Annotated in this window: 23 protein-coding genes and 1 tRNA gene; 11 read left to right on the top strand and 13 right to left on the bottom strand. The window is 68.5% G+C overall.

Going from position 1 to position 26792, the window contains the following annotated elements:
- Positions 1-77: 77 nt before the first annotated feature.
- Genes RCO27_RS16845 through RCO27_RS16830 form a run of 4 tightly spaced genes read left to right on the top strand, consistent with a single transcriptional unit; the run spans position 78 to position 5352 of the window.
- Positions 78-1892, top strand: a complete 1815-nt coding sequence (locus RCO27_RS16845) for an oligopeptide:H+ symporter (RefSeq protein WP_309003862.1) — start codon at positions 78-80, stop codon at positions 1890-1892.
- Complete coding sequence (locus RCO27_RS16840; RefSeq protein ID WP_309003861.1) at positions 1879-3297, top strand: amidohydrolase; 1419 nt, start codon at positions 1879-1881, stop codon at positions 3295-3297. Before RCO27_RS16845 ends, RCO27_RS16840 begins: the two co-directional genes overlap by 14 nt.
- Positions 3294-4637: an amidohydrolase family protein gene (locus tag RCO27_RS16835; protein ID WP_309003860.1), complete on the top strand. Its 1344-nt coding sequence runs from the start codon at positions 3294-3296 to the stop codon at positions 4635-4637. Before RCO27_RS16840 ends, RCO27_RS16835 begins: the two co-directional genes overlap by 4 nt.
- A 16-nt stretch (positions 4638-4653) precedes the next feature.
- Complete coding sequence (locus RCO27_RS16830) at positions 4654-5352, top strand: NnrU family protein (protein WP_309003859.1); 699 nt, start codon at positions 4654-4656, stop codon at positions 5350-5352.
- Here the strand turns inward: RCO27_RS16830 and RCO27_RS16825 are convergent.
- The 5 genes from RCO27_RS16825 to RCO27_RS16805 all read right to left on the bottom strand — a co-directional run bounded on the left by RCO27_RS16825 (position 5349) and on the right by RCO27_RS16805 (position 10686).
- A complete protein-coding gene (locus RCO27_RS16825; protein WP_309003858.1) occupies positions 5349-6890 on the bottom strand; it encodes an EAL domain-containing protein in 1542 nt (513 codons plus the stop codon). The genes RCO27_RS16830 and RCO27_RS16825 overlap by 4 nt on opposite strands.
- A 113-nt stretch (positions 6891-7003) precedes the next feature.
- Positions 7004-8506 (bottom strand): aldehyde dehydrogenase family protein, encoded by a 1503-nt coding sequence (locus tag RCO27_RS16820; protein ID WP_309003857.1) that lies wholly within the window; start codon positions 8504-8506, stop codon positions 7004-7006.
- Positions 8503-9300 carry a DUF72 domain-containing protein gene (locus RCO27_RS16815; protein ID WP_309003856.1) on the bottom strand — a complete coding sequence of 266 codons (798 nt, stop codon included), beginning with the start codon at positions 9298-9300 and terminating at the stop codon, positions 8503-8505. Before RCO27_RS16815 ends, RCO27_RS16820 begins: the two co-directional genes overlap by 4 nt.
- A 103-nt stretch (positions 9301-9403) precedes the next feature.
- A complete protein-coding gene (locus tag RCO27_RS16810; protein WP_309003855.1) occupies positions 9404-9922 on the bottom strand; it encodes a carboxymuconolactone decarboxylase family protein in 519 nt (172 codons plus the stop codon).
- A 221-nt stretch (positions 9923-10143) separates the two neighbouring features.
- Entirely contained in the window at positions 10144-10686 is a 543-nt protein-coding gene (locus tag RCO27_RS16805) for a peroxiredoxin (protein ID WP_309003854.1), read from the bottom strand.
- A gap of 113 nt (positions 10687-10799) precedes the next feature.
- On the opposite strand from RCO27_RS16805, the gene RCO27_RS16800 reads away from it, so the two are divergent.
- On the top strand, positions 10800-11699 hold the full coding sequence (locus tag RCO27_RS16800; protein ID WP_309003853.1) for a hydrogen peroxide-inducible genes activator: 900 nt from the start codon (positions 10800-10802) through the stop codon (positions 11697-11699).
- A 150-nt stretch (positions 11700-11849) separates the two neighbouring features.
- On the opposite strand, the gene RCO27_RS16795 is transcribed toward RCO27_RS16800, so the two are convergent.
- Positions 11850-12161, bottom strand: a complete 312-nt coding sequence (locus RCO27_RS16795; RefSeq protein ID WP_309003852.1) for an antibiotic biosynthesis monooxygenase — start codon at positions 12159-12161, stop codon at positions 11850-11852.
- Between the two features lie 20 nt (positions 12162-12181).
- Positions 12182-12757: a CDP-diacylglycerol--glycerol-3-phosphate 3-phosphatidyltransferase gene (gene pgsA / locus RCO27_RS16790; protein WP_309003851.1), complete on the bottom strand. Its 576-nt coding sequence runs from the start codon at positions 12755-12757 to the stop codon at positions 12182-12184.
- A 140-nt stretch (positions 12758-12897) separates the two neighbouring features.
- Here pgsA and RCO27_RS16785 point away from each other — a divergent pair, with 140 nt between their 5' ends.
- Entirely contained in the window at positions 12898-14454 is a 1557-nt protein-coding gene (locus RCO27_RS16785; protein ID WP_309003850.1) for a leucyl aminopeptidase, read from the top strand.
- A gap of 31 nt (positions 14455-14485) precedes the next feature.
- Complete coding sequence (locus RCO27_RS16780) at positions 14486-15823, top strand: MFS transporter (protein ID WP_309003849.1); 1338 nt, start codon at positions 14486-14488, stop codon at positions 15821-15823.
- 7 nt (positions 15824-15830) lie between these two features.
- Here RCO27_RS16780 and RCO27_RS16775 read toward each other — a convergent pair whose 3' ends face one another.
- The gene (locus tag RCO27_RS16775) at positions 15831-16004 is read right to left on the bottom strand and encodes a hypothetical protein (protein ID WP_309003848.1); all 174 of its coding nucleotides are present in this window, start codon (positions 16002-16004) and stop codon (positions 15831-15833) included.
- 255 nt (positions 16005-16259) lie between these two features.
- On the opposite strand from RCO27_RS16775, the gene RCO27_RS16770 reads away from it, so the two are divergent.
- Positions 16260-18056 (top strand): YadA-like family protein, encoded by a 1797-nt coding sequence (locus RCO27_RS16770; RefSeq protein ID WP_309003847.1) that lies wholly within the window; start codon positions 16260-16262, stop codon positions 18054-18056.
- A 99-nt stretch (positions 18057-18155) separates the two neighbouring features.
- On the opposite strand, the gene RCO27_RS16765 is transcribed toward RCO27_RS16770, so the two are convergent.
- Positions 18156-18515 (bottom strand): twin-arginine translocation signal domain-containing protein, encoded by a 360-nt coding sequence (locus tag RCO27_RS16765; protein WP_309003846.1) that lies wholly within the window; start codon positions 18513-18515, stop codon positions 18156-18158.
- A 126-nt stretch (positions 18516-18641) separates the two neighbouring features.
- Here RCO27_RS16765 and RCO27_RS16760 point away from each other — a divergent pair, with 126 nt between their 5' ends.
- The 3 genes from RCO27_RS16760 to RCO27_RS16750 all read left to right on the top strand — a co-directional run bounded on the left by RCO27_RS16760 (position 18642) and on the right by RCO27_RS16750 (position 21946).
- A complete protein-coding gene (locus tag RCO27_RS16760; RefSeq protein ID WP_309003845.1) occupies positions 18642-19850 on the top strand; it encodes a winged helix-turn-helix domain-containing protein in 1209 nt (402 codons plus the stop codon).
- 82 nt (positions 19851-19932) lie between these two features.
- Entirely contained in the window at positions 19933-20403 is a 471-nt protein-coding gene (locus RCO27_RS16755) for a hypothetical protein (protein WP_309003844.1), read from the top strand.
- A 61-nt stretch (positions 20404-20464) separates the two neighbouring features.
- Positions 20465-21946 (top strand): ATP-binding protein, encoded by a 1482-nt coding sequence (locus tag RCO27_RS16750; protein WP_309003843.1) that lies wholly within the window; start codon positions 20465-20467, stop codon positions 21944-21946.
- Here RCO27_RS16750 and RCO27_RS16745 read toward each other — a convergent pair.
- From RCO27_RS16745 to RCO27_RS16730, 4 genes are all read right to left on the bottom strand, one after another.
- Positions 21928-23406: a CehA/McbA family metallohydrolase gene (locus tag RCO27_RS16745; protein WP_309003842.1), complete on the bottom strand. Its 1479-nt coding sequence runs from the start codon at positions 23404-23406 to the stop codon at positions 21928-21930. The two genes, RCO27_RS16750 and RCO27_RS16745, sit on opposite strands and share 19 nt — an antisense overlap.
- Entirely contained in the window at positions 23406-25928 is a 2523-nt protein-coding gene (locus tag RCO27_RS16740; RefSeq protein WP_309003841.1) for a TonB-dependent receptor domain-containing protein, read from the bottom strand. Before RCO27_RS16740 ends, RCO27_RS16745 begins: the two co-directional genes overlap by 1 nt.
- 237 nt (positions 25929-26165) lie before the next feature.
- Positions 26166-26241: transfer RNA gene (locus RCO27_RS16735), tRNA-Ala, on the bottom strand.
- A gap of 141 nt (positions 26242-26382) precedes the next feature.
- Positions 26383-26715, bottom strand: coding sequence for a TIGR02300 family protein (locus tag RCO27_RS16730; RefSeq protein WP_309003840.1), 333 nt, complete (start codon positions 26713-26715; stop codon positions 26383-26385).
- Positions 26716-26792 lie beyond the last annotated feature (77 nt).

Here is a 26792-nt window from a genome sequence, read left to right as displayed (position 1 = left end):
AATGCGGTTTTGGCCGTTAGGTTGCCCCGATCAAGGCCGGGAACACGGCCACAGGATTGCCCAGGGAGCAAAGCTACATGGTGGACACACCGACCGCGGACAACCCGCGCGAACCCGACATCAGCCACGTCAACCCGGCCGCCCAGTCGACCTGGTTCGGCCATCCGCGCCAGCTCGCCCGACTGTTCACCACCGAGATGTGGGAGCGGTTCGGCTATTACGGCATGCGGGCGCTGCTCGCGCTCTATCTCGCGCAATGGTTCCTGTTCGACGATGCGACCACCGGCGGCCTCTACGGCGCCTTCACCAGCCTGGTCTACCTCACCCCGCTGTTCGGCGGCCTGATCGCCGACCGCATCCTCGGCTCGAAGATGTCGGTGAAGACCGGCGCGGTCATCATGTGCCTGGGCTATCTCGGCCTCTGCTTCGGCGGGGAGCAGGCGAAGCCGCTCTTCGTCCACAACAACCAGACCTACGAGGTCGCCTCGGCGGTCGACGCGTCGGGCCGGACGGTCCAGTCGGTGGTCACGCCGGCGGGCAATTACGCGATCCGCGGCAACCCGGACGGCAGCGTGACGCTCGAGGGCTCGGACGGCAGCGTGCTGCCGCAGACCATCGCGCGCGGCGAGTTCCGCGCCGACGCGGTGCGCGATCCGTTCTGGATCTCGGTCATGCTGTTCTCGCTCGCGCTGGTCGTGGTCGGCAACGGCTTCTTCAAGCCCAACATCTCGACCATGGTGGGCACGCTCTACGAGCAGGGGGACCGGCGCCGCGACGCCGGCTTCACCATCTTCTACATGGGCATCAACATCGGCTCGATCGGCAGCCAGATCCTTGCGCCGCTGTTTGCGAGCTGGTTCGGCTGGTGGGCGGGCTTCGCGCTCGTCGCCGTCGGCATGGCGATCGCCTTCATCCTGTTCCAGTTCGATGGCGGACGCCTGAAGGGCTATGGCGAGCCGCCCGAGGGGGTCAGCGACCGCACCCGCCTCTACGTCTATATCGGCATCCTGCTCGCCATTCCGGTCGCCTGGTTCCTGCTCAACAATGCGATGCTGTCGGCGCAGGCGGCCCATGCCGCGGCGAGCGACGGCAGCGGCATCCTCGGGTATCTCGCCGCGCTGCCGCTGCTCGGCAAGGCGCTGTTCGCCCTGTTTCTCGTCGCCGTGATCGGCATTCCTATCTGGGCGGCGCGGGTCGGCAGCAAGGCCGAATTCCAGATGATGGTGGTGGCGATCATCCTGGTCGTCATGTCGGTGGTGTTCTGGACCCTGTTCGAGCTCGCCGGCTCCGCACTGACCTTGTTCGCCGAACGCTCGACCGACCGTAGCCTGGGTTTCGGAGTCGTGATGGAGGCTGGCTCCGTCCAGGCGTTCAACCCGATCTTCATCGTATTGATGGCGCCGTTCTTCGCCGGCCTGTGGGTGCGGCTGGCGAAGCGCAACGTCGAGCCCTCGATCCCGGTCAAGTTCGCGATCGCGCTGGTGCTCGTCGGCCTCGGCTTCCTGGTCGTGGTGTTCGGTGCCAACTTCGCCGACAGCCAGTTCCGCGTCGGCATTATTTGGTTGGTCCTGCTCTATCTCTTGCATTCGATCGGCGAGCTCTGCCTGTCCCCGATCGGGCTGTCGATGATCACCAAGCTCTCGATCGCACGCATCGTCGGGCTGATGATGGGTGTGTGGTTCCTCGGCACGTCGATGGCCAATTATGTCGGCGGCATCATCACCCAGTTCGCCAGCGTCGAGACGGTGGGCGGCGAGGTGACCAACCCGGCGCTGGCGCTGCAGACCTATGTCGACACCTTCTGGACAATCGGCATCGCGGCGATCATCATCGGCGTGTTCCTGTTCCTCATTTCCCCGCTACTCAAGAGGTGGATGCATGGCGTTGTCTAAGGGGCGCAGCGCGCTGCTGGGCTTTGTCGCGGCGGCCGCGCTGGCCGGCTGCGCGCAGAACGGGGGAGAGACCGAATCCGCGTCGGCCTCCCAGCCTTCCTCGTCTCGGGAGCGCTACACGCCGCCCGAGGACCCCTACCCTTCCACCTATCGCCCCTATGGCGGCGTGCCGACCGCGATCACCGGCGCGACCGTCTTCGACGGCGAAGGCGGCAGGATCGAGAACGGCACGGTGGTGCTGGTCGACGGCCGCATCCAGGCGGTCGGCGGGCCGGACACCCCGATCCCCGAGGGCGCGACCCGGATCGACGGTGCCGGCCGCTGGGTGACGCCGGGCGTCATCGACGTGCACAGCCATCTCGGCGACTATCCGAGCCCCGGCGTCGACGCGCACAGCGACGGCAACGAGATGACCAATCCGGTGCGCCCGGAAGTCTGGGCGGAGCACAGCGTGTGGCCGCAGGATCCCGGCTTCAGTCGTGCGCTCGCCAATGGCGGCATCACGACGCTGCAGATCCTGCCCGGCTCGGCCAACCTGTTCGGCGGCCGCGGCGTGACCTTGCGCAACGTGCCGGCGCGCACGATGCAGGCGATGCGCTTCCCGGGCGCACCGCGCGGCCTCAAGCTGGCCTGCGGCGAGAATCCCAAGCGCGTCTACGGCAACCGCAACACCATGCCGAGCACCCGCATGGGCAATGTCGCGGTGATGCGTTCGACCTGGCAGCGCGCGATCGAATATCGCGAACGGCGGGCGCGAGATCCTAATACGGCGCGCGACCTGCAGATGGACACGCTGGTCGAGGCGATGGACGGCGACATCCTGATCCACAACCATTGCTACCGTGCCGACGAGATGGCGATCATGCTCGACATGGCGCGCGAGTTCGGCTTCCGGATCTCGACCTTCCATCACGCGGTCGAGTCCTACAAGATCGCCGATCTGCTACGGGAGAACGGCACCTGCTCGGCGATGTGGGCGGACTGGTGGGGCTTCAAGATGGAAGCCTATGATGCGGTCAACGAGAACATCCCGCTCGTCCACAACGCCGGCGCCTGTGCGATCGTCCATTCCGACGACGCCAATGGCATCCAGCGGCTCAACCAGGAAGCCGCCAAGGCGCTCGCCGACGGCCGCCGCATGGGGATCGACATCCCGGACGAGGTCGCCTGGCGCTGGCTCGCGATCAACCCGGCCCAGGCGCTCGGCATCCAGGAGCAGACCGGCTCGCTCCGCCCCGGCAAGCGCGCGGACGTGGTGTTGTGGAACGGCAATCCGTTCAGCGCCTACACCCGACCGCAGCAGGTGTGGATCGACGGCGCCCTGCTCCACGACATGAACAATCCGCAGCTGCGTCCGGTGAGCGACTTCGAGCTCGGCCAGCCGGGCGAGGGAGACGTGAAATGAAGGCGCTCGGGCTTCTTCTCGCGGGCGTCGCCGCCCTTGCCGCCACGCCTGCGGTGGCGCAGACCATCGCCATCACCGGCGGCCGGGTGGTCGTCGGCGACGGATCGCCGCCGATCGACGGCGGGACCGTGGTCATTCGCAACGGCCGCGTCGTCGCGGCGGGCGCCGGCGTGAACGTGCCGGCGGGCGCCACGACCGTGGATGCGAGCGGCAAGTGGGTGACGCCCGGCCTCGTCGCCGGTTTCTCGCGCATCGGCCTGACCGAAGTCGACGCCGTCGACGAGACCAACGACATCAGCGCCAACAACTCGCCGTTCAACGCCGCGATCGACGTGGTGCCGGCGATCAACCCGCAGTCGGCGTCGATCGCCGTGAACCGCGCCGCCGGGATCACGCGTGCCGTGGTGTCGCCCGGCACCGGCCGCAGCATCTTCGCCGGCCAGGGCGCGGTCATCGATCTCGGCGGCGACATGGAGCCGATCACCCGCCCCCGCCTGTTCCAGTTCATCGAACTGGGCGAGACCGGAGCGGAGGACGCCGGCGGCAGCCGCGCCGCCGCCCACGTCATGCTGCGCAACGCGCTGCGCGAGGCGCGCGACCTGCGCCCCGGCGCCGGGCGCGGCGCCGGCCCGAACGATCCCCACATCCAGGCCGACGCCCGTCGGTCCGAGGACGTGCTGCTGACCCGCTTCGACGCGGCGGCGCTCGTTCCGGTGCTGCAGGGCCGGCAGCTGCTGCTCGTCCATGTCGAACGGGCGAGCGACCTCCTCCAGACGCTGGCGCTTCGCGAGGAGTTCCCCAATCTGCGCCTCGTCCTGATCGGCGCGACCGAGGGCTGGCGCGTGGCCGATCGGATCGCCGCGGCGCGGGTGCCGGTGATCGCCAACGCGCTCAACGACCTGCCGTCGACCTTCGAGCAGCTGGCCGCGACCCAGTCCAATGTCGGACGGATGCGCGCGGCCGGGGTCAATGTCGCGCTCGGCATGATCAATGACGACGAGACGAGGCAGATCCGCCTGCTGACCCAATATGCCGGCAACCTGGTCGGCATCGGTCGGGTGCCGGGCCATACCGGCCTGTCGTGGGACGAGGCCTTCGCGTCGTTGAGCGCGCATCCCGCCGAGGCGATCGGCCTTGCCGACGAGATCGGCTCGCTGCGCCCCGGCCGGCGCGCCGACGTGGTGATCTGGGACGGCGACCCGCTGGAGCTCGCCACCGGCGTCGACGCGGTGTGGATCGACGGCGTCCAGCAGGACCTCACCAACCGCCAGACGCGGCTGCGCGACCGCTATCGCCAGCCCCAGGAGGGCGCGCTGCCGCACGCCTACGATCCGAGATGAACGGAGCGCAGGTGCGGTGACTCCCGTCGTCAGCCTCGCGCTGGCGACCGCGGCCTTCGTCGGCACGCATCTGTTGATGTCGCATCCCTTGCGGCCGGCGCTGGTCGGGCGGCTCGGCGCACAGGGTTTTCTCGGCCTCTATTCCCTGGTGTCGCTGGCGACCCTAGGGTGGATGGTCCTCGCCTGGCGGGCGGGAACGGACTCCGTTCCGTTGTGGGTCGCGCCGCTCTGGTGGTGGCCGATTGCTTCCGCGTTCATGCTGGCCGCCAGCATCCTTCTGGTCGGTTCGTTCAACCGCAATCCGGCCTTCCCGCATCCCGGCGCCGGTGCGCGCGACATCCCTACCCCGCGCGGCGTGTTCGCGATCACCCGCCATCCGATGAACTGGAGCTTCATCCTGTGGGCGCTCGTCCACATCTCGCTGTCGGGGAGCGCCCGCAACCTGATCGTCGCCGGCGGCATCCTGCTGCTGGCTTGGGTCGGCTCGCTCGGTCAGGACCGCAAGAAGGCCGGACTCATTGGCGATGCCTGGCGCGACTGGGCACGGCGCACCTCGTTCCTGCCCTTTGGAGCGCTGGCCTCCGGCCGGGTCCCATGGCGGTCGGCCTTTCCGGGCTGGACCGCACTGATCGGCGGCCTCGTCCTGTGGGCGGTGGTGACATCCTTCCACGCACCGCTCGTGTCGCCGCTGGGGGACCTGCTCTCGCGCAGCTAAGCTGCGTCGGAGAAGGCCGAGCCGCGGCGGGCGGCCTCCAGATAGGCACCGAGATCGTCCGGGGTCAGCGCATGGGCGTAGAGATGGCCCTGCAGCGCGTCGCAGCCCGCTTCCAGGGCCACCTGCTCCTCGGCGACGCAGGAGATGCCTTCGGCGACCACTTCCAAATTCATCGCATGGCCGAGCGTGACCGCGGCGCGAATGATCGCGACGCTCTGATCGCGCGCCGCCACGTCGATGAACGAACGGTCGAGCTTGATCTTGTCGACCGGAAAGCGGCGGAGCGAGGACAGCGACGAGTATCCCGTGCCGAAATCGTCGAGCACGACCCGGAAGCCGTCCTGGCGCAGATCCTCGATCGCGGCGCTGCACAGCGCACCATGCTCGATGAACAGGCTTTCGGTGATTTCCAGTTCGAGCTGGGCGTGGTCGACGCCATGCTCGTCGGCGATCCGGCGCAGCGCCGCCGGAAAGCCCGGATTGCGGAACTGGATCGGCGAGAGATTCACCGCGACGCTGAGCTCCGGCCAACGCCGCGCCACCTTGCAAGCCTCGCGGAAGGCCATCAGGCCGAGCTCGTCGATGATGCCGCATTCCTCGGCGATGGGCACGATCTCCATCGGCGCGACCTGGCCGAGCGTCGGATGATCCCAGCGCAGCAGGCCCTCGACGCCGACGACCTGGCCGCGGCTGCCGATCACCGGCTGGAAATGGAGCTGCAGTGCATCGGGCGCGCGCAGCTCGGCGCGCAGGCTGCTCTCGATTCGATCGCGGCGCTGGACGTCGGCGTCCATTGCCTCGGTGAAGATGCGGAAGCAGTCGCGGCCGGCCGCCTTGGCGCGATACATGGTGATGTCCGCCTTGCGCAGCAGCTCGGACGCTTCGGCGACCTCCTTGCTGGCGAAGACCGCGCCGATGCTGACGCCGACCCGCGCCTCGCGCTCGCCGATCTGGAACGGCTCGCGGATGATCGTGATGATACGCTCGCACAGGCGGCGCACATCGGCCTCACCCTTGGGGCTGACCTGGACGATCGCGAATTCGTCGCCGCCGATGCGGGCAACCGTGTCCGTCTCCCGCAGCAGGGATTTCAGCCGCTCCCCGACCTCGATGACGAGCTGGTCGCCGGCATTGTGGCCAAGCGTGTCGTTGACCTGCTTGAAGCGATCGAGGTCGAGCATCAGCAACGCGACCTGCTCGCCCGCCCGGCGATAACGGGTCAGCGCCTGGGCGAGGCGATCCTCGAGCAGGGCACGGTTGGCGAGGCCGGTGAGCTGATCATGCAGCGCCTGATGCTGCGCCGCGGCCTGGCGCGTTTCCAGCTCGCTTACCAATTCGACGATCGAGCGATAGAGAAAGGACATGACGAGGACGATCGCGACCGCGGAGGTCAGCGAGATCGGCCAGATGGTCGTGAACAGCTCGAGACGGGACGCGGTGTCGTCGCGCACGATCGAGACCGTCGCGAAATTCGTCAGGACCAGGGTCGCCACTGCTGCCGATACGATCGGCGGGCCGACCTTGCGCGAATAACCCACCAATAACCTCCCCCGCGAGAGGCGCGGTCAATACCGCAGGAGGGGTTAACAAATCGCTCAGGCCTGCAGGGCGGAAAAGCGCGGATTGCCGCGGTTTTCGACAGTGCACTGCGTTAATCCGGAAGGGAGAAGTCAACCCCTTGCGCGAGCGGCAATTCGCGGCCGTAGTTGATGACGTTGGTCGCCCGCCGCATGTAGGCGCGCCAGGAATCCGAGCCGCTCTCGCGCCCGCCGCCCGTTTCCTTCTCGCCGCCGAATGCGCCGCCGATTTCGGCGCCGGACGGTCCGATATTGACGTTGGCCATGCCGCAATCGGAGCCCGAGGTGGAGAGAAAGCGCTCGGTTTCCCTGAGATCGGTGGTGAAGATCGACGAGGAAAGACCTTGTGCAACACCGTTCTGTAGCGCGATCGCTTCGTCGAAATCGCGATAGCGCAGCACGTAGAGGATCGGCGCGAAGGTCTCGTTGAGCATGACCGGCGTTTGGGCCGGCATCTCCACCAGGGCCGGCCGCACGTAGTTTCCTTCGAGCGGCGCGTCGTCCTGATGAACGACGCCGCCCTGCCCTCGCGCCTCATCGAGTGCCGAACGCATCATCGCGACCGCATCGGCATCGATCAGCGGGCCGATCAGAATGCCGTCGTCGAGCGGGTTACCGATCGGGAAGCTGCGCCAGATGCGGCGCAGGCGTGCGAGCAGCGCATCATAGATATCCGCGTGAACGAGGAGGCGACGCAGGCTCGTGCAGCGCTGCCCGGCCGTGCCGGCCGCCGCGAACGCGATCGCGCGCGTCGCCAGCTCGAGATCGGCCGAGGGCGTGACGATCATCGCGTTGTTGCCGCCGAGCTCGAGCAGGCTCCGGCCGAAACGGGCGGCGACGCGCGGCGCCAGCTCACGGCCCATCCGGGTCGATCCGGTCGCCGAGACGAGCGGCACGCGCGGATCGTCGGCAAGCGCCTGCCCGACGGCGCGCGCTCCCTGGACGACCTCCAGCAATCCCGCTGGCGCCCCGCCGAAACGTTCGACGGCCCGGGCGAAAAGGGCGGCGACCGCGGCTGCGCAAATCGGCGTCTTTTCAGATGGTTTCCAGACGATGCTGTCACCGCACACGAGGCCGAGGCAGGCATTCCAGGCCCACACTGCCACCGGGAAGTTGAACGCCGAAATCACGCCGACCGGCCCAAGCGGATGCCAGGTCTCCATCATCCGGTGGTCGGTCCGCTCGGTGGCGATCGTGAGCCCGTGGAGCTGGCGGGACAGGCCGACGGCAAAGTCGCAAATGTCGACCATTTCCTGAACTTCGCCCAGACCCTCCGAGAGGACCTTGCCGCACTCGAGGGTGACGAGGCGGCCGAGCGCCTGCTTCTCCTCCCGCAGCACCTCACCGAACAGGCGGACGAGATCGCCGCGACGCGGCGCGGGCACCAGGCGCCAGCGGAGGAACGCCGTTTGCGCACGGCCGATCGCCGCCGCGACCTCGTCGGGCGAGGCGCTGGCGACGCGGCCGATCGCCTGCCCGTCGATCGGGGACCGCGATTCGAGGTCGCCGGCGCCGGCCTCGACCCCGAGGCGGCGGAGCAGGTCGGCCGCCTCGGCAGCCGCGGAGAAGCCGGTCATGAAATCCTCGCGAGAAGCGCCTGGGCCGCCGCCGGGGCGCGGACCTTGGCGCCATTGATCATGAAGGCGAATACGTCGCGCGCACCGCCAGGCGCGGGCTGATCGCCGACCTCGTCGTAGCCATCCACGGGCCTCCCGGCGGCCCAGCCGCGCACCGTCGCCGCCCAGCGATCGAGCCCGGCCGCGTCATAGCCGGTCGGCTCCTCCTCGCGCGCCTGCATGAAGCGCGCATAGACGAAGTCGGCGGCGACGTCAGGAATCAACGGATATTCGGCGTGATCGGCGAACACGATCGCGACCTTGGCCGCACGCATCATGGCGACGAAGCCGGGATTCCTGAAGCTCTCGTTCCGCGGTTCGATTGCATGGCGAAGCGCGATCCCGTCCTGCCTCGCCGGCAGCAGCGCGAGGAAGGCGCGGATCTCGTCCGGATCGAATTTCTTGGTCGGCGCGAACTGCCACAGGATCGGACCCAGCCTGTCGCCGAGCTGGGTGAAGCCCTGCCCGCAGAACCTGGCGATCGACTCGCCCGCCTCGCCGAGATCGCGGCGATTGGTGCAGAAGCGCGACGCCTTCAGCGCGAACCTGAAGCCGTCCGGCACCGTCTGTGCCCAGCGCGCGAACGTTTCCGGCTTCTGGGTGCTGTAGTAGGTGGCGTTGACCTCGGTGCCGGTCAGCTGCTCGCCGACATAGGCGAGCTGCTTCGTCTTCGCCAATCCGGCCGGAAAGAAGGTGCCGCGCCAGGGATCGAAGTCCCAGCCGCCGATGCCGATATGGATCGATCCCGCTGCCATCTTGCGCCTATCCGTCCGCTGGCGGAAAAGGGCAAGAGACTATCATATCCCGCAGCCCCGGCGAGGACTCGGTGCCGTCCGCGCCCACGGGCCGCCGGCCCCTTCAGAGCGTCGCGTGCACGGTCGCGACCGCCTTGATCACCGCCGCGATGCGCACGGCATTCTGGATGGTCTCGGTCTTCACCCCATTCTGGGTCAGGACCCGCTCGTGGCTTTCGATGCACATGCCGCAGCCGTTCTGGGCGCTGACCGCCAGGCTGAACAGCTCGAAATCGGCCTTGTCGATGCCCGGCGCGCCGATGACGTTCATCCTGAGCTTCGCCGGCAATGACTGGTAGACCGGGTTCGAGGCGAGGTGGACGAAGCGGTAGTAGACGTTGTTCATCGCCATGATCGCTGCCGCCGCGCGGGCGGCATTGGCATAGGTCTCGTCGATCTTGCCGGCGGCCTCCGCCTCGGCCGCCGCGACGATCGGCTTGTAGCCGGTGCCGTGGGCGCAGGCGAGGAGAAGGCCGAGCTTGCGCTCCTCGCCGAGCGTCTGGTCGCTGAGCAGCGAGCCGACGTTGAGCCGCAGATCCTTGGCATAATCGGGGAGGGTATCGGCGAAATCCTTGAGGGACATGGCATTACTCCACTCGCGTCATCCCGGCGAAGGCCGGGATCTCAGGGAGACTCGCTGGAGACTTCTCGTCACCAAATTCCCGCCTACGCCTGCGTGACGCAATTGCAAAGAAAGGGGCCCGGCGATTGGTGGTTCGCCGCGCCCCCGCACTGGAGGTCGGCCGGTTCGGGGGCGTGCGGGGGGAACACGCCGCGAGGGCCGGACCTCGAACTCGCGCCGGCTCACGCGGCCGGACGCAGCACCTCTTCGCCGGCCGCCCAGTTGCACGGGCACAGTTCGTCGGTCTGCAGCGCGTCGAGGACACGCAGCGTCTCGGCCGGATTGCGGCCGACGTTGAGGCCGTTGACCGTGACGTGCTGGATCACGTTGTCCGGATCGACGACGAAGGTCGCACGGAAGGCGACATGCTCGTTCCGGTCGAGGATGCCGAGCGCGCCGGCGAGCTGGGCGCCGTTGTCGGCGATCCACGGGAAGTCCGCATTGGCGAGCTGCTCGTCCGAGCGGCGCCAGGCGAAGTGGACATGGGCGGTGTCGGTCGACGCGCCGATCAGCACCGCATCACGATCGGCGAAATCGCGGGCGAGCTCGCCATAGCCGACGATCTCGGTCGGGCAGACGAAGGTGAAGTCCTTCGGCCAGTAGAACAGGATCTTCCACTTGCCGTTGGTCTCGGCCAGGTCGATCGTCTCGCCGGCCGGAAGGGCCGCGGTGCCCTGCTGGACCGGAAGGGTGAGGCCGGGAAGCGTGTCGCCAACGGTAAGCATAGGTGCGCGTCTCCTGTTTTTGTGCACTGCGTCAGAAATCTTGTGCAGCGCATATAGAAGGTGGAATTCATCGTTCCAATTGATTAGATCGCATGGATTGATCGAGGGAAACGATGAACGTTCACTTGCCCACCCTGAAGCAGCTTCAGTACCTCGTGGCCCTGAAAATCCACGGGCATTTCGGCCGGGCCGCCGACGCGTGCTTCGTCACCCAGTCCACCCTGTCGGCCGGAATCAAGGAGCTGGAGACGCTGATCGGCGTGACCTTGGTCGAGCGCACCCGCCGGGTCGTGCGCTTCACCCCGCTCGGCGAGCGCGTCGCGGACAAGGCGCAGCGCATCCTGCGCGAGGCGGAGGATCTCGCCGACATGGTCCGCGCCGCCGGCAAGCCGCTCGCCGGCGAGCTCCGGATGGGCGTGATCCCGACCATCGCCCCCTTCCTGCTCCCTACCCTGCTGCCGCGGCTCCGCGAGCAGTGGCCGGACCTGAAACTCTATCTGCGCGAGGAGACCAGCCAGGCCGCCTGTGACGCGCTCCACCGCGGCAAGCTCGATTGCGTGCTGCTCGCTCTCCCCTACGCCTGCGGCGACGTCGACTCGGCCGATCTGTTCGACGATCGGCTCATGGTCGCCTTCCCGCCCGGCGGCGCCAAGGACCTGCCGGAGTGCGTGCCGGCCAGCGCGATCGACGAGGCGAGCCTGCTGCTGCTCGAGGACGGGCATTGCCTCAAGGATCATGCGCTCGCCGCCTGCAACCGGCCGGAGTTGCGGGCCGAGGCCTCGATCCTCGGCACCTCGCTCCACACCCTGGTCCAGATGGTCGACAACGGCCTCGGCATGACCCTGGTCCCGGAGATGGCGGTCGATGCCGGCCTCCTCGACGGCACCAACGTTGTCGCCCGCCGCCTCGACGCCGATCACCCGGCCCGCCGCATCGCCCTGGTCTGGCGCAAGGGCAGCCCGCGCGAGAAGGAATTCCGGCTGCTCGCGGACGCGCTCAAGACGGCGGCCTAGGACGTATCGACATTCAGCACACTGCTCCCCGGTGGGGAGAGGGTTGGGGCGAGGGGGTTCTGACTCCGAGGATTTCCGCTGAAGCCGAACCCCCTCACCCTGCCCTCTCCCCACCGGGGAGAGGGTAAAAGGCTTGAACGTCGATACAGCCTAGACCTGGTCCTCGAACGCGGGCGCATAATGGGCGACCCGCTCCTCCCAGCGCGAAAGCAGGGCCCGGGCTTCGGGCGCGACATGGGCGCGCTCGGGATCGTCGCCGGCAAAGGCGCGGATCGCGTCCATCGAGGTGAAGCGGGTGGCGGTGAGGAACTCCACTTCCTCGCCGAGGTCGCGCCGCAGCACGCGGGCGCCGAGATAGCCGGGGATCGCATGGGCGGCCGGCAGGAAGTGGCGCTGCAGGAAGTCCTGATAGGCCTCGGCCCTCTCGGGGGCGATCCAGCCCCGCCAGACGCGCTCGATCATTCCGACTCCCTCCCCGATCGTCAGTCCATGTGCTTGAGGCCGACTCGCAGATAGTCCCACCCGGTCACCAGCGTCAGCGCCGCCGCCGCCCAGAGGCTGACCAGTCCGACGAGATAGACCCACCCCCAGTGCGGCAACGCGCCGGCGAGGATCAGGGCGCCGAGCGAGACGAGCTGGAAGGTCGTCTTCCACTTGGCCAGCTGGCTGACGGGAACCGAGACCTGCAAACCGGCGAGGAACTCGCGCAGGCCCGAGACGATGATCTCGCGCAGCAGGATCACCAGCGCCGGAATGAGGTGCCAGTCGGCGATGATCGGCCCGGCGAAGCTGCCGTCCGCCGGCGGCCGGGCGATCAGCATCACGATCACCGCCGCGACCATGATCTTGTCGGCGATCGGATCGAGGAACTGGCCAAGCCGCGAGACCGTCCCCTGGGCGCGGGCGAGATAGCCGTCGAAATAGTCGGTGATGCCGACGAGGCAGTAGAGGACGAAGGTCACCGCATAGTCGAACCAGCCTGGCTGCCACAGCAGGAAGACCAGGATCGGCACCGCCAGGATGCGCGACAGGGTGAGCAGGTTCGGCAGGGTCAGCATGTCACACCCCGGCTTTAGCGGCAGCTGCGCCGGAATGGGAGGGTCATGCACGCATTGCCGCGGCCGTCTCGCGGAATGACTTGTGCGGCGTCGGACGGTCCGCCAAACAGGCGAGCGACGTCCACGGTCCGGAGACCCGCATGCACCGCCTTGCCCTTCTCGCCCTGCTCGCCTCGGCTATGGCGGCACCGGCACAGGCGGCCCGGCCCGTCCAGTTCGCCGAACAGGCGGCACCCGGCGGGGCGCTGGTGCTGCCGCTCGGCAGCGCCGCGGACCTCCAGACACGCGGCGCCATGCTCGATCCGGCGACGCGCGACTCCGTTGCGCGGGCGCTGGAGTCCGCCCGGTTCCGCTACCGCACCAGCGATGTGCTCACGCTTCGCGGCCTGGGCCCGTGGAGCCAGATCACCCTCATCGGCACCGGCGGTGACCCGCTCGAGACGGTTGAGCTACAGGACATCGGCGGCCGTGCTGCCCATGAAACCGCCGCCACGGACGGGCCGGTGACCGTGGCAGGGGTCGGCGATGCGGCGGCGGCGGTGCAGATCGGCATCGGCGCCCGGCTCGGCGGCTACAGCTTCGATCGCTATCGCTCCGAAGATCCCGAGGCGCCGCGCCGGCCGGGCCAGGACACCCCGCTCACGATCCTGACGGCCGGCGCGGCGGCCGCCACTGCGCGCTGGCAGTCGGAGGGACAGGCGCTCAGCGACGCCGTCCACTTCACCCGCGACCTCATCACCGAGCCTGCCAATGTCATCTATCCGGAAAGCTTCGTCGAGCGGACGCGCGAGGCGTTCCGCGGCGTCGGCAACGTGCGCATCGAGGCACTCGATGTGACCGCGATGGAACGACTCGGCATGGGATCGATCCTCGCGGTCGGCCGCGGGTCGGAACGGCCACCGAGGATGCTCATCGTCGAATATCGCGGCGCGGGTTCGCCCGATGCGCCCGTCGTACTGGCAGGCAAGGGCATCACCTTCGATTCGGGCGGAATCTCGCTGAAGCCAGGGACCGGTATGTCGGCGATGAAGGGCGACATGGCCGGCGCCGCCGCGGCCGTCGGCGCGGTGCTCAGCCTCGCCCGCGCCCGGGCGCCGGTCCACGTCGTCGCGATCGCCGCGCTGGCCGAGAACATGCCGGGCGGCAACGCCAGCCGGCCCGGCGACGTGGTGCGCGCCATGAACGGGCGCACGATCGAGATCATCAATACCGATGCCGAAGGCCGCCTCGTCCTCGCCGACGCCGTTGCGCTGGCCGAGCGGCGGTTCCGCCCCGCCGCGATCGTCGACATCGCCACCCTGACCGGCGCGGTCACCACCGCGCTCGGCAACGAATATGCCGGCCTGTTCAGCCGCAATGACGGGCTCGCCGGGCAATTGCTCGCCGCCGGCCGCGACACCGGCGAGGAGCTGTGGCGCCTGCCGCTTCACTCCAACTATGCCGACGACATGGATTCGGACATCGCCGACATCAAGAATTCGGATGAGGGCGGCAGCCCCGGAGCCGGTCTGGGGGCCCATTTCATCGGCTTCTTCGTGGAAAGCACGCCCTGGGCGCATCTCGACATCGCCGGGGTCGACATGGGCGCGGACCAGCCGACCGTGCCGGACGGCTATGCCGGCTTCGGCGTGAGGCTGCTGGATCGCTTCGTCCGCAATTTCCAGCCCGTCGCCGCCCCTTCCTCGGACGGCAATTGAGCAGTCTCTTCCGGGGGCCAGAAGAGCAGCGATGACCGGCGCAACCCATCTTCTCGGCACGCGGCGCTTCCTGCCGCTGTTCACGACCCAGCTGCTGGGCGCGTTCAACGACAACCTGTTCAAGAACGCGATGGTGCTGTTCGTCGTCTACCAGGTCTATAACGACGAGGCGTCGGAATTCTGGTTCAGCGCGGTCACCACCGCGATCTTCATCCTGCCCTTCTTCCTGCTGTCGGCTTTGTCGGGGCAGCTCGCCGACGCGACCGACAAGGCGCGCATCATCCGCATCGTCAAGGCGTGCGAGGTGGCGATCATGCTGGTCGGCGCCGGCGGCCTGCTGATGGCCTGGCAGGGAATCATGGTGCACACGGTGGCGATCCCGCTGCTGCTGCTCGCCCTCTTCGCGATGGGCGTCCATTCGACCTTCTTCGGCCCGATCAAATATGCGATCCTGCCCCAGCATCTGGAGCCCGACGAGGTGCTGGGCGGAACCGGCCTGGTCGAGGCCGGCACCTATATCGCCATCCTCGGCGGCACGATCCTCGCCGGCATGATCTCGATCGAGGCCTCGGCCATCGCGGTGATCCTCATCGCGGTCGTCGGCTACCTCTCCGGCCGCCGGGTGCCGCCGGCGCCGGCGCTGGAGGGCGGCCACGTCATCGATCTCAACGTCTTCCGCTCCTCCTACCGCCTGATCGCGGCGACCCTGCACATCCCGCGCCTCTTCCTCGCCATCGTCTCGATCAGCTTCTTCTGGACGATCGGCGCGGTGCTGTTCATCCAGTTCCCGCCGCTGGTGAAGAATGTGCTCACCGCCGACAAGGCGGTCGCCAGCCTGTTCCTCGCCATCTTCTCGATCGGCGTCGCGATCGGCTCGGTCGCGGTCAACCGGTTGCTCAAGGGCGAGGTCTCGGCGCGCTATTCGACGCCGGCGGTGCTCGTCATGGGCCTGTTCGTCGTCGCCTTCCATCTCGTCTCGGCGAGCTGGGTCGGGACGACCGACGGCAGCCTCTACGATCTCGGCGCCTTCATGAACCATTCCGGCAACTGGCCGTTGCTCGGCTCCCTGCTCGGCATCGCGATCTTCGGCGGCATGTTCGTGGTGCCGCTCTACGCCTTCCTCACCACCACCGTCCCCAAGTCGCAGGCGGCGCGCACCGTCGCGGCCAACAACATCGTCAATTCGGGCGCGATGGTGATCGGCTCGATCATCGCCGGCGCGCTGTCGCTGTTCGGGATCGAGGGTGAGGACCAGCTCCTCCTCGCCGCCGCCATGTGCCTGATTTCGGCCTGGCTCGCCTGGAAGCTGCACAAGGCCTGCGACGACGTCGAATGCGTCGACAAGGAAGTCCTCCCGCCGACGGTCTAGCGGAACGCTAGCCCAGCAGGGTTCCGAAGAAGATCAGCCCGCCGATCCAGGCGGTGGCGAACAGCCTCAGATCATCCAGCCAGATCGCCGCATCGATGCCGGCGAAAGGAACGGCCACGTCCACCTGGGCGGTGGCCGTCGGGTCGATCCGGCGAGCGATCAGGGGCGACAGGCGATTCATGCCGTCATTAAGAATTCATTTACCAAAAGGTTGCAAGCGCCCCGCCGCCGCTCTGCCTCCAGCGTCCCGTATCGAGACGCCGGCCCATCAAGGTCCGCTCGCGGCCGGGTTCGTCTAAATATCCGAAATGAACTTTGTATCGGACTCAAAATACGCGATCAGATAAGTTCAAGTAAAAAGTCGAATTAATCTTTTGATTCAATAATCACCCTTGCGAACAACGCAGGTGAAATCAGATTCAAAAGGGGAATCGTCATGCCTACTCGCAAGAATCGCCACATCGGACGCAAGCTGCTTCTGAGCTGCGCCCTCATTTCCGCAACGTGCGCCACGCTGGTTCCGGCTCGGGCGCAGGCCCAGACCGCCGTCGTCAATGTCTGCACCGGAATCCGGCTGCCGCGCTCGGCGGTGACCGACGTGCTCGGGCCGGTGGCGAACGGCATCGTCGACCCGATCGAGGACCGGGTCAATTCGATCCTCGACGTGATCGCGATCATCCCGATCGTCGGGCAGCTCATTCCCGATCTCAACACCAATGTCGCCGGCCTGCTTTCGAACGCGGCCGCCGGCGCGCCGATCTCGCTGCAGGTGCTCGACACCAACGGCAATGTCGTCGATCCGGCCGACGGCTGCAACGTCCAGGCGGACGGCATCAGCCTTACCAATCCCGCCGGCATCGCGATCGGCGGCAACCAGATCACCGGGCTCGGCGCCAACGGCGAGGCCGCCACCGCCGCCGACATCGACGCCATCGCCTTCGGCAACAGCGCCCGTGCGGACGCCGGTGCAACCGGCTCGATCGCGATCGGCGCCGATTCCCGCGCCGGCGCGGCAAACAGCGTTGCGATCGGCGCCGGCTCGACCGCCACGCGCGGTGCGCAGGCCGGCTATGCCGCACTCGGCCTCGACACGGCACAGACCTCCACCGGCGAATTCTCGGTCGGCGCCGCAGGTGCGACCCGTCAGGTCACCAACGTCGCCGCCGGCTCGGCCGCGACCGATGCGGTCAATGTCGCGCAGCTCCAGGGCGTCGCCGACGACGTGTCGGCGATCGACACGCGGGTCACCAACAACAGCACCACCATCGCCAATCATGAGACCCGGATCACGGCGCTCGAGGCGGGTGGCGGAGGTGGCGGGACACCGGGCCCGGTCCGTTATGCCGACGCGGCGACGCCGACCACGCCGAATGCCGGCACGCCGACCAACGAGGCCACCCTGGTCGGCGCGGCCGCCGGCGCGGTCGGGCTGCACAATGTTCGGGATGGCGCGCTTGCCGCATCCTCGACCGACGCGGTCAATGGCGGCCAGCTCTTCGCCACCAACCAGCAGGTCGCCGACCACGAGACCCGGATCACGGTGATTGAGAACAGCGTCACGGGCAGCGCGATCAGCCCGATCCAATATTCCAACACCGCCACGCCGACGGTTCCCAACGGCGGCACGGTCAGCAACGACGTGACGCTGGTCGGCGCCGGCGGGGCGCCGGTGGCGGTCCACAATGTCGCCGCCGGCCGCGTCGCCGCCGGGTCGACCGATGCGGTCAACGGCGACCAGCTCGCCGCCACCAACACGGTCGCCCAGGAGGCGGTCGCGCTGGGTCGCAATTCCGTCCAATATGATGCGGGCGGCCGGTCGGTGACCTTCGGCCCCGGCGCGGCCCCGGTCCGGCTGGGCAACGTCGCTCCCGGCGTCGCGGCGACCGATGCGGTCAACGTCGCCCAGCTCCAAGCCGGTATCCAGAGCGCGGTCGCGGAAGCGCAAGCCTATATCGATGCGCGCTTCGACCTGCTCGGCCGCGACATGGACAGCCTCCGCCGCGACTCCGAGGCCGGCACCGCCGGCGCCCTTGCCGCCGCGTCACTGCCGCAGGCGGTTGACGCGGGCCGCGGCATGATCGCCTTCGGCACCGGCCTGTTCCAGGGCGAAGGCGCCTTCGCGATGGGCCTCTCCACCCGCACCGACAATGGCCGCGCCGTGATCCGCGCCGGCGCGACGATCGACACCCGCGGCCGCGCCGGTGCCAATGCGGGCGTGGGGATCCAGTTCTGATGCGAAGTTTCGAAACTTACGATTTCTGACCGCGCTTGGCGGCCGGAAGGGAGGAGGCGCCACCCCACCAGCGCCTCCTCCCGATTTTTATTGACGCGATCAGCGCCGGCCGCAGCCCGCCGGATCGCTAGGATCTCCGTCCGAACGGCCGGTGCCGCGTCCGCGGCCGGCGGGATCGGAATTGCTGCCGCTGTCACTGTCGGTGCAGCCCTGAATGCCGCGCCGCCGGCCGCCGCTGCGGCCGTGGTTGGGCCGGTCCGAATTGGCGCCGCTGTCCGAATCCGTGACGCCGGTATAGCCGCGGCCAGGCGGGTCGGAATTGGGTCCGCTGTCATTGTCGCTGACCTGTCCGGCTTCCGCCTTTCCCTGCAAGGCGACGATCGCGCCGCCGGTGATGGCGACGCCGCCCGCGACGCGGCCAAGAAAGGAACGGCGCGTGAGTTGACGCTCGGTCTTCATCCGGACTCTCCCCCTCCGATTGAATGGTGCGAGGCTATGCCTCTTCCCGCCCCACGGCAAACGCTATTCGCTGCCGGTTTCGAGCGCCGTGCTTGACAAGCGTTTCCCATATGTTCTCATGCATCCATGACTCGACCGCAGGAAAAGCTCACCCTCCCCGCCGCCTGCCGGATCGCCCTCGCGGCCCAGGGCTTCGGTGCGGCGCGTCCCGACTCGGTCAACAAAGGCCATCTGCACCGCACGATCGAACGGCTCGGCCTCCACCAGATCGACAGCGTCAACGTCCTCGCCCGCGCCCACTATCTTCCCGCCTTCTCGCGGCTCGGCCCCTATGACCGCAGCCTCCTCGACCATTCCGTCTGGGGGAAGCGCGGCGAGCGCCGCCTGTTCGAATATTGGGCGCACGAGGCGTCCATGCTCCCGCTCGCGCTCCACCCGTTGCTGCGCTGGCGGATGGACGAGGCGGCGCGCGGCGAGCGCGGCTGGCGCAGCTTGCGCGCCTTCGCCCACGGGCGCCGACCGGCGGCCGAGGCGATCCTCAAACGCCTTCAGACCGACGGGCCGATGGCAGCCTCCGATTTCGAGCATGGCAAGAGCCGCAGCGGCTGGTGGGAATGGGGGGAGACCAAGCAGGCGCTGGAATGGCTTTTCTGGTCCGGCCAGATCACCACCGCCACCCGGCGCGGCAGCTTCGAGCGCGTCTATGACCTCACCGAACGGGTGATCCCCGCCGCGATCCTGGACCTGCCGACCCCTGGCAAGGTCGATGCCCACCGCCAGCTTGTCGAGCTGGGGGCGCAAGCCCTGGGTGTCGCCACCGCTGCCGACCTGCGCGACTATTTCCGCCTCGACGTCGCCGAAAGCCGCGCCGGTCTCGATGCACTGGTCGAGGCCGGCACCCTGATCCCGGTCGCCATCGAAGGCTGGCGCCAGCCCGCGTTCCTTCACGCCGAGGCCCGCCGCCCGCGCCGCATCGCCGGCCAGGCCTTGCTCGCCCCGTTCGACCCGCTGATCTGGGAGCGCGGCCGCACCGAACGGCTGTTCGGCTTCCGCTACCGGATCGAGATCTACGTGCCCGCGCCCAAACGCATCTTCGGCTACTACGTTCTCCCCTTCCTGATGGACGGCCGCCTCGTCGCCCGGGTCGACCTCAAGAGCGACCGGCAGCAGCGCCGCCTCCTCGTCCGTTCCATAAATCTCGAGCCCGGTGCACCGGCGGAAACGGAGGAACGCCTGATGGCGGAACTGTGTCTGATGGCGGATTGGCTCGGCCTCGACGCCGGCGTCTTGATGCCGGACGCCGCCCTCGCCCCGGAGCTGCTGACGACCGGCTGAAGCGGCCGGATGCATCCAAATCGCCGGTGCAACATTGTCCCCGGCAGGATGCGGCCGCGACCGCGCAGCGAAGGAAGAGACCATGCGGACATTGGCGATCCTCGGCGCGCTGCTTATCGCGTCCTGCGGTGGCGGCGAGGATCAGTGGAAGGTTCGCGACCGGGACAGCGGCGCCACGCCCGGTGCCTCGGCGCAGAAGATCGCGCGCGACGGCGTCGGCTATCTCGCCTTGTCGTGCGATCGCGGCGGGCCGCTCGCCGTCCTGATCGGAACCCCGGTGAACGTGGCGCCGGCCGGCCGCCGCGATCCGCAGCCGCGCACCATCCACTACCGCGTCGATGACGGCATGGAGAAGCCGGCCGAGGTGCACGTGCTGGAAGACACCATCCACATCGACGACGGGTCGCTTCCGACCATCCTCGCCGACATCGCCTCTGCGTCCCGCCTCGATGTGCGGACCCGGTCGGACGGTGGCGGAAACCTCGCCATGACCGTCGATCTGGCGGGCCTCGCCGAAGCGAGGGCCGAGGTCGAGGAGAGGTGCCGGGGCTGAAGGCCTGACCTGACCGTCGCGGCCCTTGTCCCCGACCCGTCTTTCCGGCCAAGGACGGATCATGTCCGTGAGAATCGAAATGGGGACGGGCGGCGACGGCGCGCCGGCCGAGGTCGACCTGGAGGAGCTGCTCGCCACGCGTCTGCTCGTCCAGGGCAACAGCGGCTCGGGCAAGTCGCATCTGCTGCGCCGCCTGCTCGAGGAAAGCGCCGGCCTCGTCCAGCAGGTGGTGATCGATCCCGAGGGCGATTTCGTCTCGCTGGGCGACGCCTTCGGCCACACCGCGATCGAGGCGAGCGAGTACAGCACCGCCGAGATCGCCCGCATGGCCGCCCGGGTCCGCGAGCACCGCGCCTCGGTCGTGCTCAGTCTCGAGGGGCTGGAGATCGACGCGCAGATGCGCTGCGCCGCCGCCTTCCTCTCCGCCTTGTTCGAAGCGCCGCGCGACCACCGGTATCCCGTGCTGGTCGTGGTCGACGAGGCGCAGCTCTTCGCCCCGGCCGCGGCCGGCGAGGTCAGCGACGAGGCGCGCCGCCTGTCGCTCGCGGCGATGACCAACCTCATGTGCCGCGGCCGCAAGCGCGGCCTTGCCGGCGTGATCGCCACCCAGCGCCTCGCCAAGCTCGCCAAGAATGTCGCCGCCGAGGCCTCCAACTTCCTGATGGGCCGCACCTTCCTCGACATCGACATGGCCCGCGCCGCCGATCTGCTCGGCATGGAACGCCGCCAGGCCGAGGCGATCCGCGACCTCGCCCGCGGCCAGTTCCTCGCGCTCGGCCCGGCCCTGTCGCGCCGCCCGGTCAACATCCGCATCGGGCCGGTCCGCACCCAGGCGCGCAGCTCGAGCCCGAAGCTGATCCCTCTGCCCACCGCTGACGCAATCGGCCTCGACGACCTGCTCGTGCGGGTCGCAGCCGAGCTCATCCCCCTCCCCGTCCCACCCGCGCCACCGAGCGCCGACGAGGTGCTGCGCACCCTCGAAACCGCCGATACGCCGCCGCCAAGCAACGTGCCGCGGATCGACATGGACGACGACAAGGCCCGCACCATCGTCGAGTCCGCGCTCGCCGGCCTCGCCGCCGAGCCCGGCACCGCCTTCCAGCCCGTCGCTACCCTGTACCAGGATTTCCAGCTTCGCTGTCGGATGCTCGGCCTCGCCACACCAGGCCTGGACCTCATCGCCTTCCGCACCCGCCTCGCCATGGCCCGCGCCGGCATCGACGGCGACGAGAGCTGGCACGGCGTCCTCGCCCTCGGCGCGACCCTGCCCGAGGACATGCTGCCGGTCTTCCTGCTGCTCGCCCGGGCCGCGCGCGACGAGGCGGAAAGCCCGTCCGAGACCGCCCTCGCCGAGGCCTACGGCACCAGCTCGACGAGCCGCCTCAAGCGCGTCCTCGCCTTCATGGAGGAGCGGCAGATCATCGTCGTGCGCGTCGATCTCGGCGGCCGCCGCGCGATCACCTTCCCCCATTTCGGCTGGTCGACCCGCCCGGGTGAGCCGGCCGACGACGCGCCCGAGCGCCGCTACCGGCAGGTCAGATAGACCGGATTGCCGATCAGCAGCGGCCGCCCCGCGCCGCTCAGCACATTGACCGCGATCCAGCCGCAGGCCTGCGTGGCCTCCAGGCGCATCGTCAGCCGCGCATCGTCCGACCCGACCGGCTGCCGCGCCCCGACCGGCTCCCCGTTGCGCACCAGCTCGGCCGACGCCTCGGCCGCCCCGACGACATGCGCCCGGATCGCTACGCCCCGGCGGCCCGGCAACGCCCCGCCCATCACGGCACGCTGTCCACCCGCCTCGGCCTCGACCTCCAGCAGCCGGTTGGCCGTCCCCTCGACGTCGAGGAAGACGTTGCCGGCGCGGATACCGTCGAGAATGGCCGGCGTCGACAGGTCCCGCGCATGGACGACGGTCCGCGGCCGCCCGATGGGTGCGGGGCCCGGCGGCGGGTTGCCGGCGGTCACGTCCGGATCGTGATTGTCGCTGGCGGCGATGCCGGTCAGGCGGTGGCCCTCGTTCAGCCGCGCATACCAGAAGCCGAGACCCGCATAGGGCCCTTCGGTCATCGTGCCGTTGATCGCCTCGATCGCCGTCACCGCGCTGAAGTCGGTCTCCGGCCAGGTCCAGCCGCAGCCCATGCACTGCTCGCCCGACGGCAAGGCCGGATGGTTGAGCGACATGATCGCGCCCGCCGCCGCCACGTCGCGTTGCAGCGTCCGGACGTCCGGCACCCCCGCCGTCCCGACCCGGAAATCGACGAACCGCGTCGGTCCGAAGATGTTGGCATGGCCGCCGAAGGTCGTCACCTCGATCCCCGGGATCAGCAGCAGCGCGTCGAAATAGGGCTGAAGCTCGCGCAGCCCTGAGAAATGCGCGGTGGTGTTGTGGTCGGTGACCGCGATGAAATCGAGCCCCGCCTCGCCCGCCGCCGCGACGGTGCGGAACAGCGGACACGGCACGCGCCGGCCGGCGCGGCTCTGACAGCTTCCGTCGCTGTGGGCGTCGTGCATGTGGAGGTCGCCGCGAAACCAGCCCGGCCCGGCGCGAAGCGGCGGATCGGCGATCGCCGCGCTGGCGCGCCGCTCATCCCCGCGATCGAAGAACACATTGACCGTGTAGGCCGCCCGGCTCTCCGCCCGTGCATTGGGTACCCCCAGCAGCACCCGCCAGCGCCCCGCCGGTAGCGCGCCGGTCAGATAGCCCGGCGTCGCGTCGCTTGCCGCGATCGTGAAGCGGTCGCGCGTCCCGCCGCTCCAGCCGCGAAAGCGCGCCGGATCCCACACGCCCATGTCGACGACTGTCCGGTTCGATTTGTCGTAGCTCAGCGTCACCGTGATCCGCTCGACCCCTTCCGGCACGTCGAACCGCACCTCGCGATAGGTCTGGTGGTCGGCGCCGGCGATCTCGCCGGCGACGGTGACGTCCGGCGCCGCCTGGCCGGCCGCCGCTACGGGTGTGGCGACGGCCAGCACGGCCGCGAACAGGATCGCGATCCGCCGCATCAGAAGCGGAAGTCCACGGCGAAGCGGACGTTGCGGCCGACGATCGGGCGGCCGATGAACAGGAGGTCGTTCGCCTGCCCGCTGGTCAGCTCGCCCGCCCGCGGATTGCCTTCGGTGAGGCCGATCTCGTTGGTCAGGTTGTCGCCATAGGCCCAGAGCGTGATCTGGTCGGTGAGCCGGAAACGGACGCTGGCATTGACCACCGTATAGGCCGGCAGCTCTGACGTGTTCGCGGCGTCGGCATAGCGCTTCGTATAATGCTCGATATCGACCTGCGCCCGCAGCCGGTCTTCGAACAGGGTCACCGCCGGCGTCGCCCGCAGCGCGAGCTTCGGCACCCGGATCAGCTGGTTGCCGGTATAGTCGCGCGCCACCAAAGTCGGCACGCCATTGACCGTGGTCAGCTCGTCATAGCGCAGGTTGCGGAAGGTCGGCTCCTGCCAGGTCGCGTTGAGGGTGAAGTCGAACCACGAGGTCGGCCGGACGGTCCCCTCGAACTCGACGCCATAGGCGCGCGTGTCGGTGTAGACCGTCTGGGTGACATAGCCGTTGGTCACCGTGTCGAACCGCGTGTTGCCGATCCCGTAGGAATTGAAGTCGGTGAGGAAGCCGGTGAGGTAGAGGCTGGCGAAGCGCGACTGGTATTTCAGCCCCGCCTCCCACAGGTCGATCCCCTGGACGCGCGGAACCGCCGTGGCGCTGGTGATGAAGCTGCCGACGCTCGGCAGGCGGAAGGCCGAGGTGTAGCGCGCGAACAGGCCGGCGCGCGGCATGAACCGCCAGTCGGCGCCGATCGTGTAGCCGACCCGGTCGAACTGCCGGTCGAACGGTGTGAACACGCCGTTGCCGGCAAGGACATTGTTGTCGGCGAGCGTCGTCGGATCGCCGAGATTGACGGTCGTGCTGCCCTCCTGCGCGCCCTCGGTGCTCACCGTCTCCCAGCGGATGCCGGCGTCGATGCGCAGGTCCGGCGTGACCTGCCACTCGTCCGCGGCATAGAGCGCGAACGTATCCTGGGTGCCGCTGCCATTGGCGAATTCCGAGCCGTAGCGCACGACACCGTTCTCGGTCGCGGAACCCACCACCTGCCCGGCGCCGTTCAGCGCGACCAGATCGAGCAGCCGCGAATTGCCGGAAACGTCCTGCAGGGTCGAGGCCGAATAGCGGACGAACGTCTCCTCGATCCGGGCATAATAGAAGCCGATCGCGAAATCGTGCGTCATCCCGCCGATGTCGAAGGTGTGGGCGAGGCGGAAGTCGTTGAGGAACTCGCTCTCGTCGACAGTCACCGGCCGCGCGGCGTTGATGAACACGTCGCCATTGCCGTTCTGCCCGGTCACGTCGAACGCCTCGCCCGTGTCGGTGTAGCGCAACTGGACGCTGGTCGCGCCCGGGAAGGCGGCGAGCAGCGACGCACGGTTCTGGTTGAGGAACGTCGTCGCCGTGCTGATCGAGGCCGGATAGACGCCGTTCCGAACCGTCAGCGAGTCGCGGTAGCGCGCCCGGTTGGTGAGCTGCCAGCCCGGCGCGAACTCCCATTCGGCGAGCAGGCTGAACTGGTCGAGCGTTACGTCGGTGCCGTCGGCATTGTCGAAGAAGACCGTGCCGTTGGCGTCGCGCAGCGTCAGGAACGCCGTCGCCCGGCTCGCCGTCGTGTCGTAATGCGGGTTGAAGCCGGGCAGGCCGACGACGTCGCCGTTGCGATCCTTGGTGAGCGGGATGCCGGTGTAGAAGATCGTGTTGTCGTCGATCCTTTTGTAGCCGAGCGAAATCCGGCCATTGCCGAAATCGTAATTGAGGTCGGCGCGAATCTGCCCGCCCTGGTTGCCGGTGAAGCCCGGATCGCGCACCCCGTCCTCGCTGCGGTAATAGCCGCCGAGGCCGAGGCTCCAGCCCCGGCCGAGCGGCGCGCCGATCCAGCCGTCGAAGCGGAAGAGGTTCGCGGTCGGGCCGTAGAGGACGCGCGCGACCCCAGTCAGCCGGTCGGTCGCCTGGCGGGTGATGAAGTTGACCGCGCCGCCCGGCGCGTTCGAATAGAAGATCGACGAGGGGCCGCCGCGCACCACCTCGATCCGCTCGATCGATTCGTCGATGCGGAACGCCTGGTCGGCATTGAGGTAGCCGAGCGACGGATCGTGCTGCACCGGCAGGCCGTTCTCGAGCAGGGTGATCGATCCGAAGCCGTCGACCGGGATGCCGCGCGCGCGGACGTTGCCGCTGCCCTCGCCGCCCGAAGCCTCGACCCAGAAGCCCGGAACTGATTTCAGCGCCTCGGTGACGCTGGACGGCGCGCGCGAGCGCAGCATGTCATTGTCGATCGAGGTGATCGCATAGCTGGTCTCGAGCCGGGTGCGCTCGCCGGCGCCGGCGCGGCCGGTGATGATGATCTCGTCGCCCATATCGTCGCCCGGCGACTCGACGGCATCGCCCGTGTCGGTGGCGGGCTGGGCCAGCGCGATGCTGCTGGTGCTGGCGAGAAAGGCGCACAGGCCCGCGGAGGCAAAACCCCGGATCGTCATCATGAAACCCCTTGTCTGGATCGCCGCTCATTGCGGTCGAAGGGGTCGCTAGGCCCGTCGCGTTGCGCTTCGATGGCTGCCATGCTGCGCTGCAATGACAACAATGCTGCACCGCGATGACACCGGTTTCAGTGGCCAGCAACGCTGATCGAAGGTCGATACACGCGCCAAAAAATACACGGCATGAGCCGTTGCTTGGAGAAATAGCTATTATTTTCGAATGTATAGGAGAAAGTAGGATGGTGGAGCCGAGGGGGATCGAACCCCTGACCTTCGCAATGCCATTGCGACGCTCTCCCAGCTGAGCTACGGCCCCGAACCCTTCGCGCCGGGCCTGGGCGACCCGGTGGTGAGCGGCGCATGTAAGGGAGGCGCCGCCACGAGGCAAGAGCGTTCGCGCCCTCGCTCGCTCCCTTTTCCGCCATTCCCGCTTCCGCGGGAATGGCGTGACGGAAAATCAGACCTCTTCGTCCTCGTCGCCGGCGCCGGGGACGCCGATATCGTCGTCGCCGCCGAGATCGACCTCGTCGTCCGGATTCTGCTCGGCTTCCTCATCGACGTCGATGTCGAGATCGTCGCCGGCCTCGACCAGATCCGTATCCTCCTTCTCGGCCTCCACCTCGGGCTTGGCCGATTCGAAGGGCAGCGGCTGCTTCGATTTCAGCACCGGCTCGGGATTCCAGGCGACGCCGCAGGCGATGCACTGGACCGGCTCGTCCTTGCCGAGGTCGTAGAAGCGGGTTCCGCATTTGGGGCAAGTCCGCTTGGTGCCCCACTCAGGCTTCACCATGGGTGAAAGTCTCCGTCAGAAATAGAAAACGAGCGCTCCGCCGCAGGGAAAGCGCCGATCGGCGGGCGCCTTGCCAC

The organism is Sphingosinicella sp. LHD-64 (assembly GCF_031157375.1).
In the GTDB taxonomy this organism is placed as follows: Bacteria; Pseudomonadota; Alphaproteobacteria; order Sphingomonadales; family Sphingomonadaceae; genus Allosphingosinicella.
This window is presented reverse-complemented; position numbering and strand designations above follow the sequence as displayed.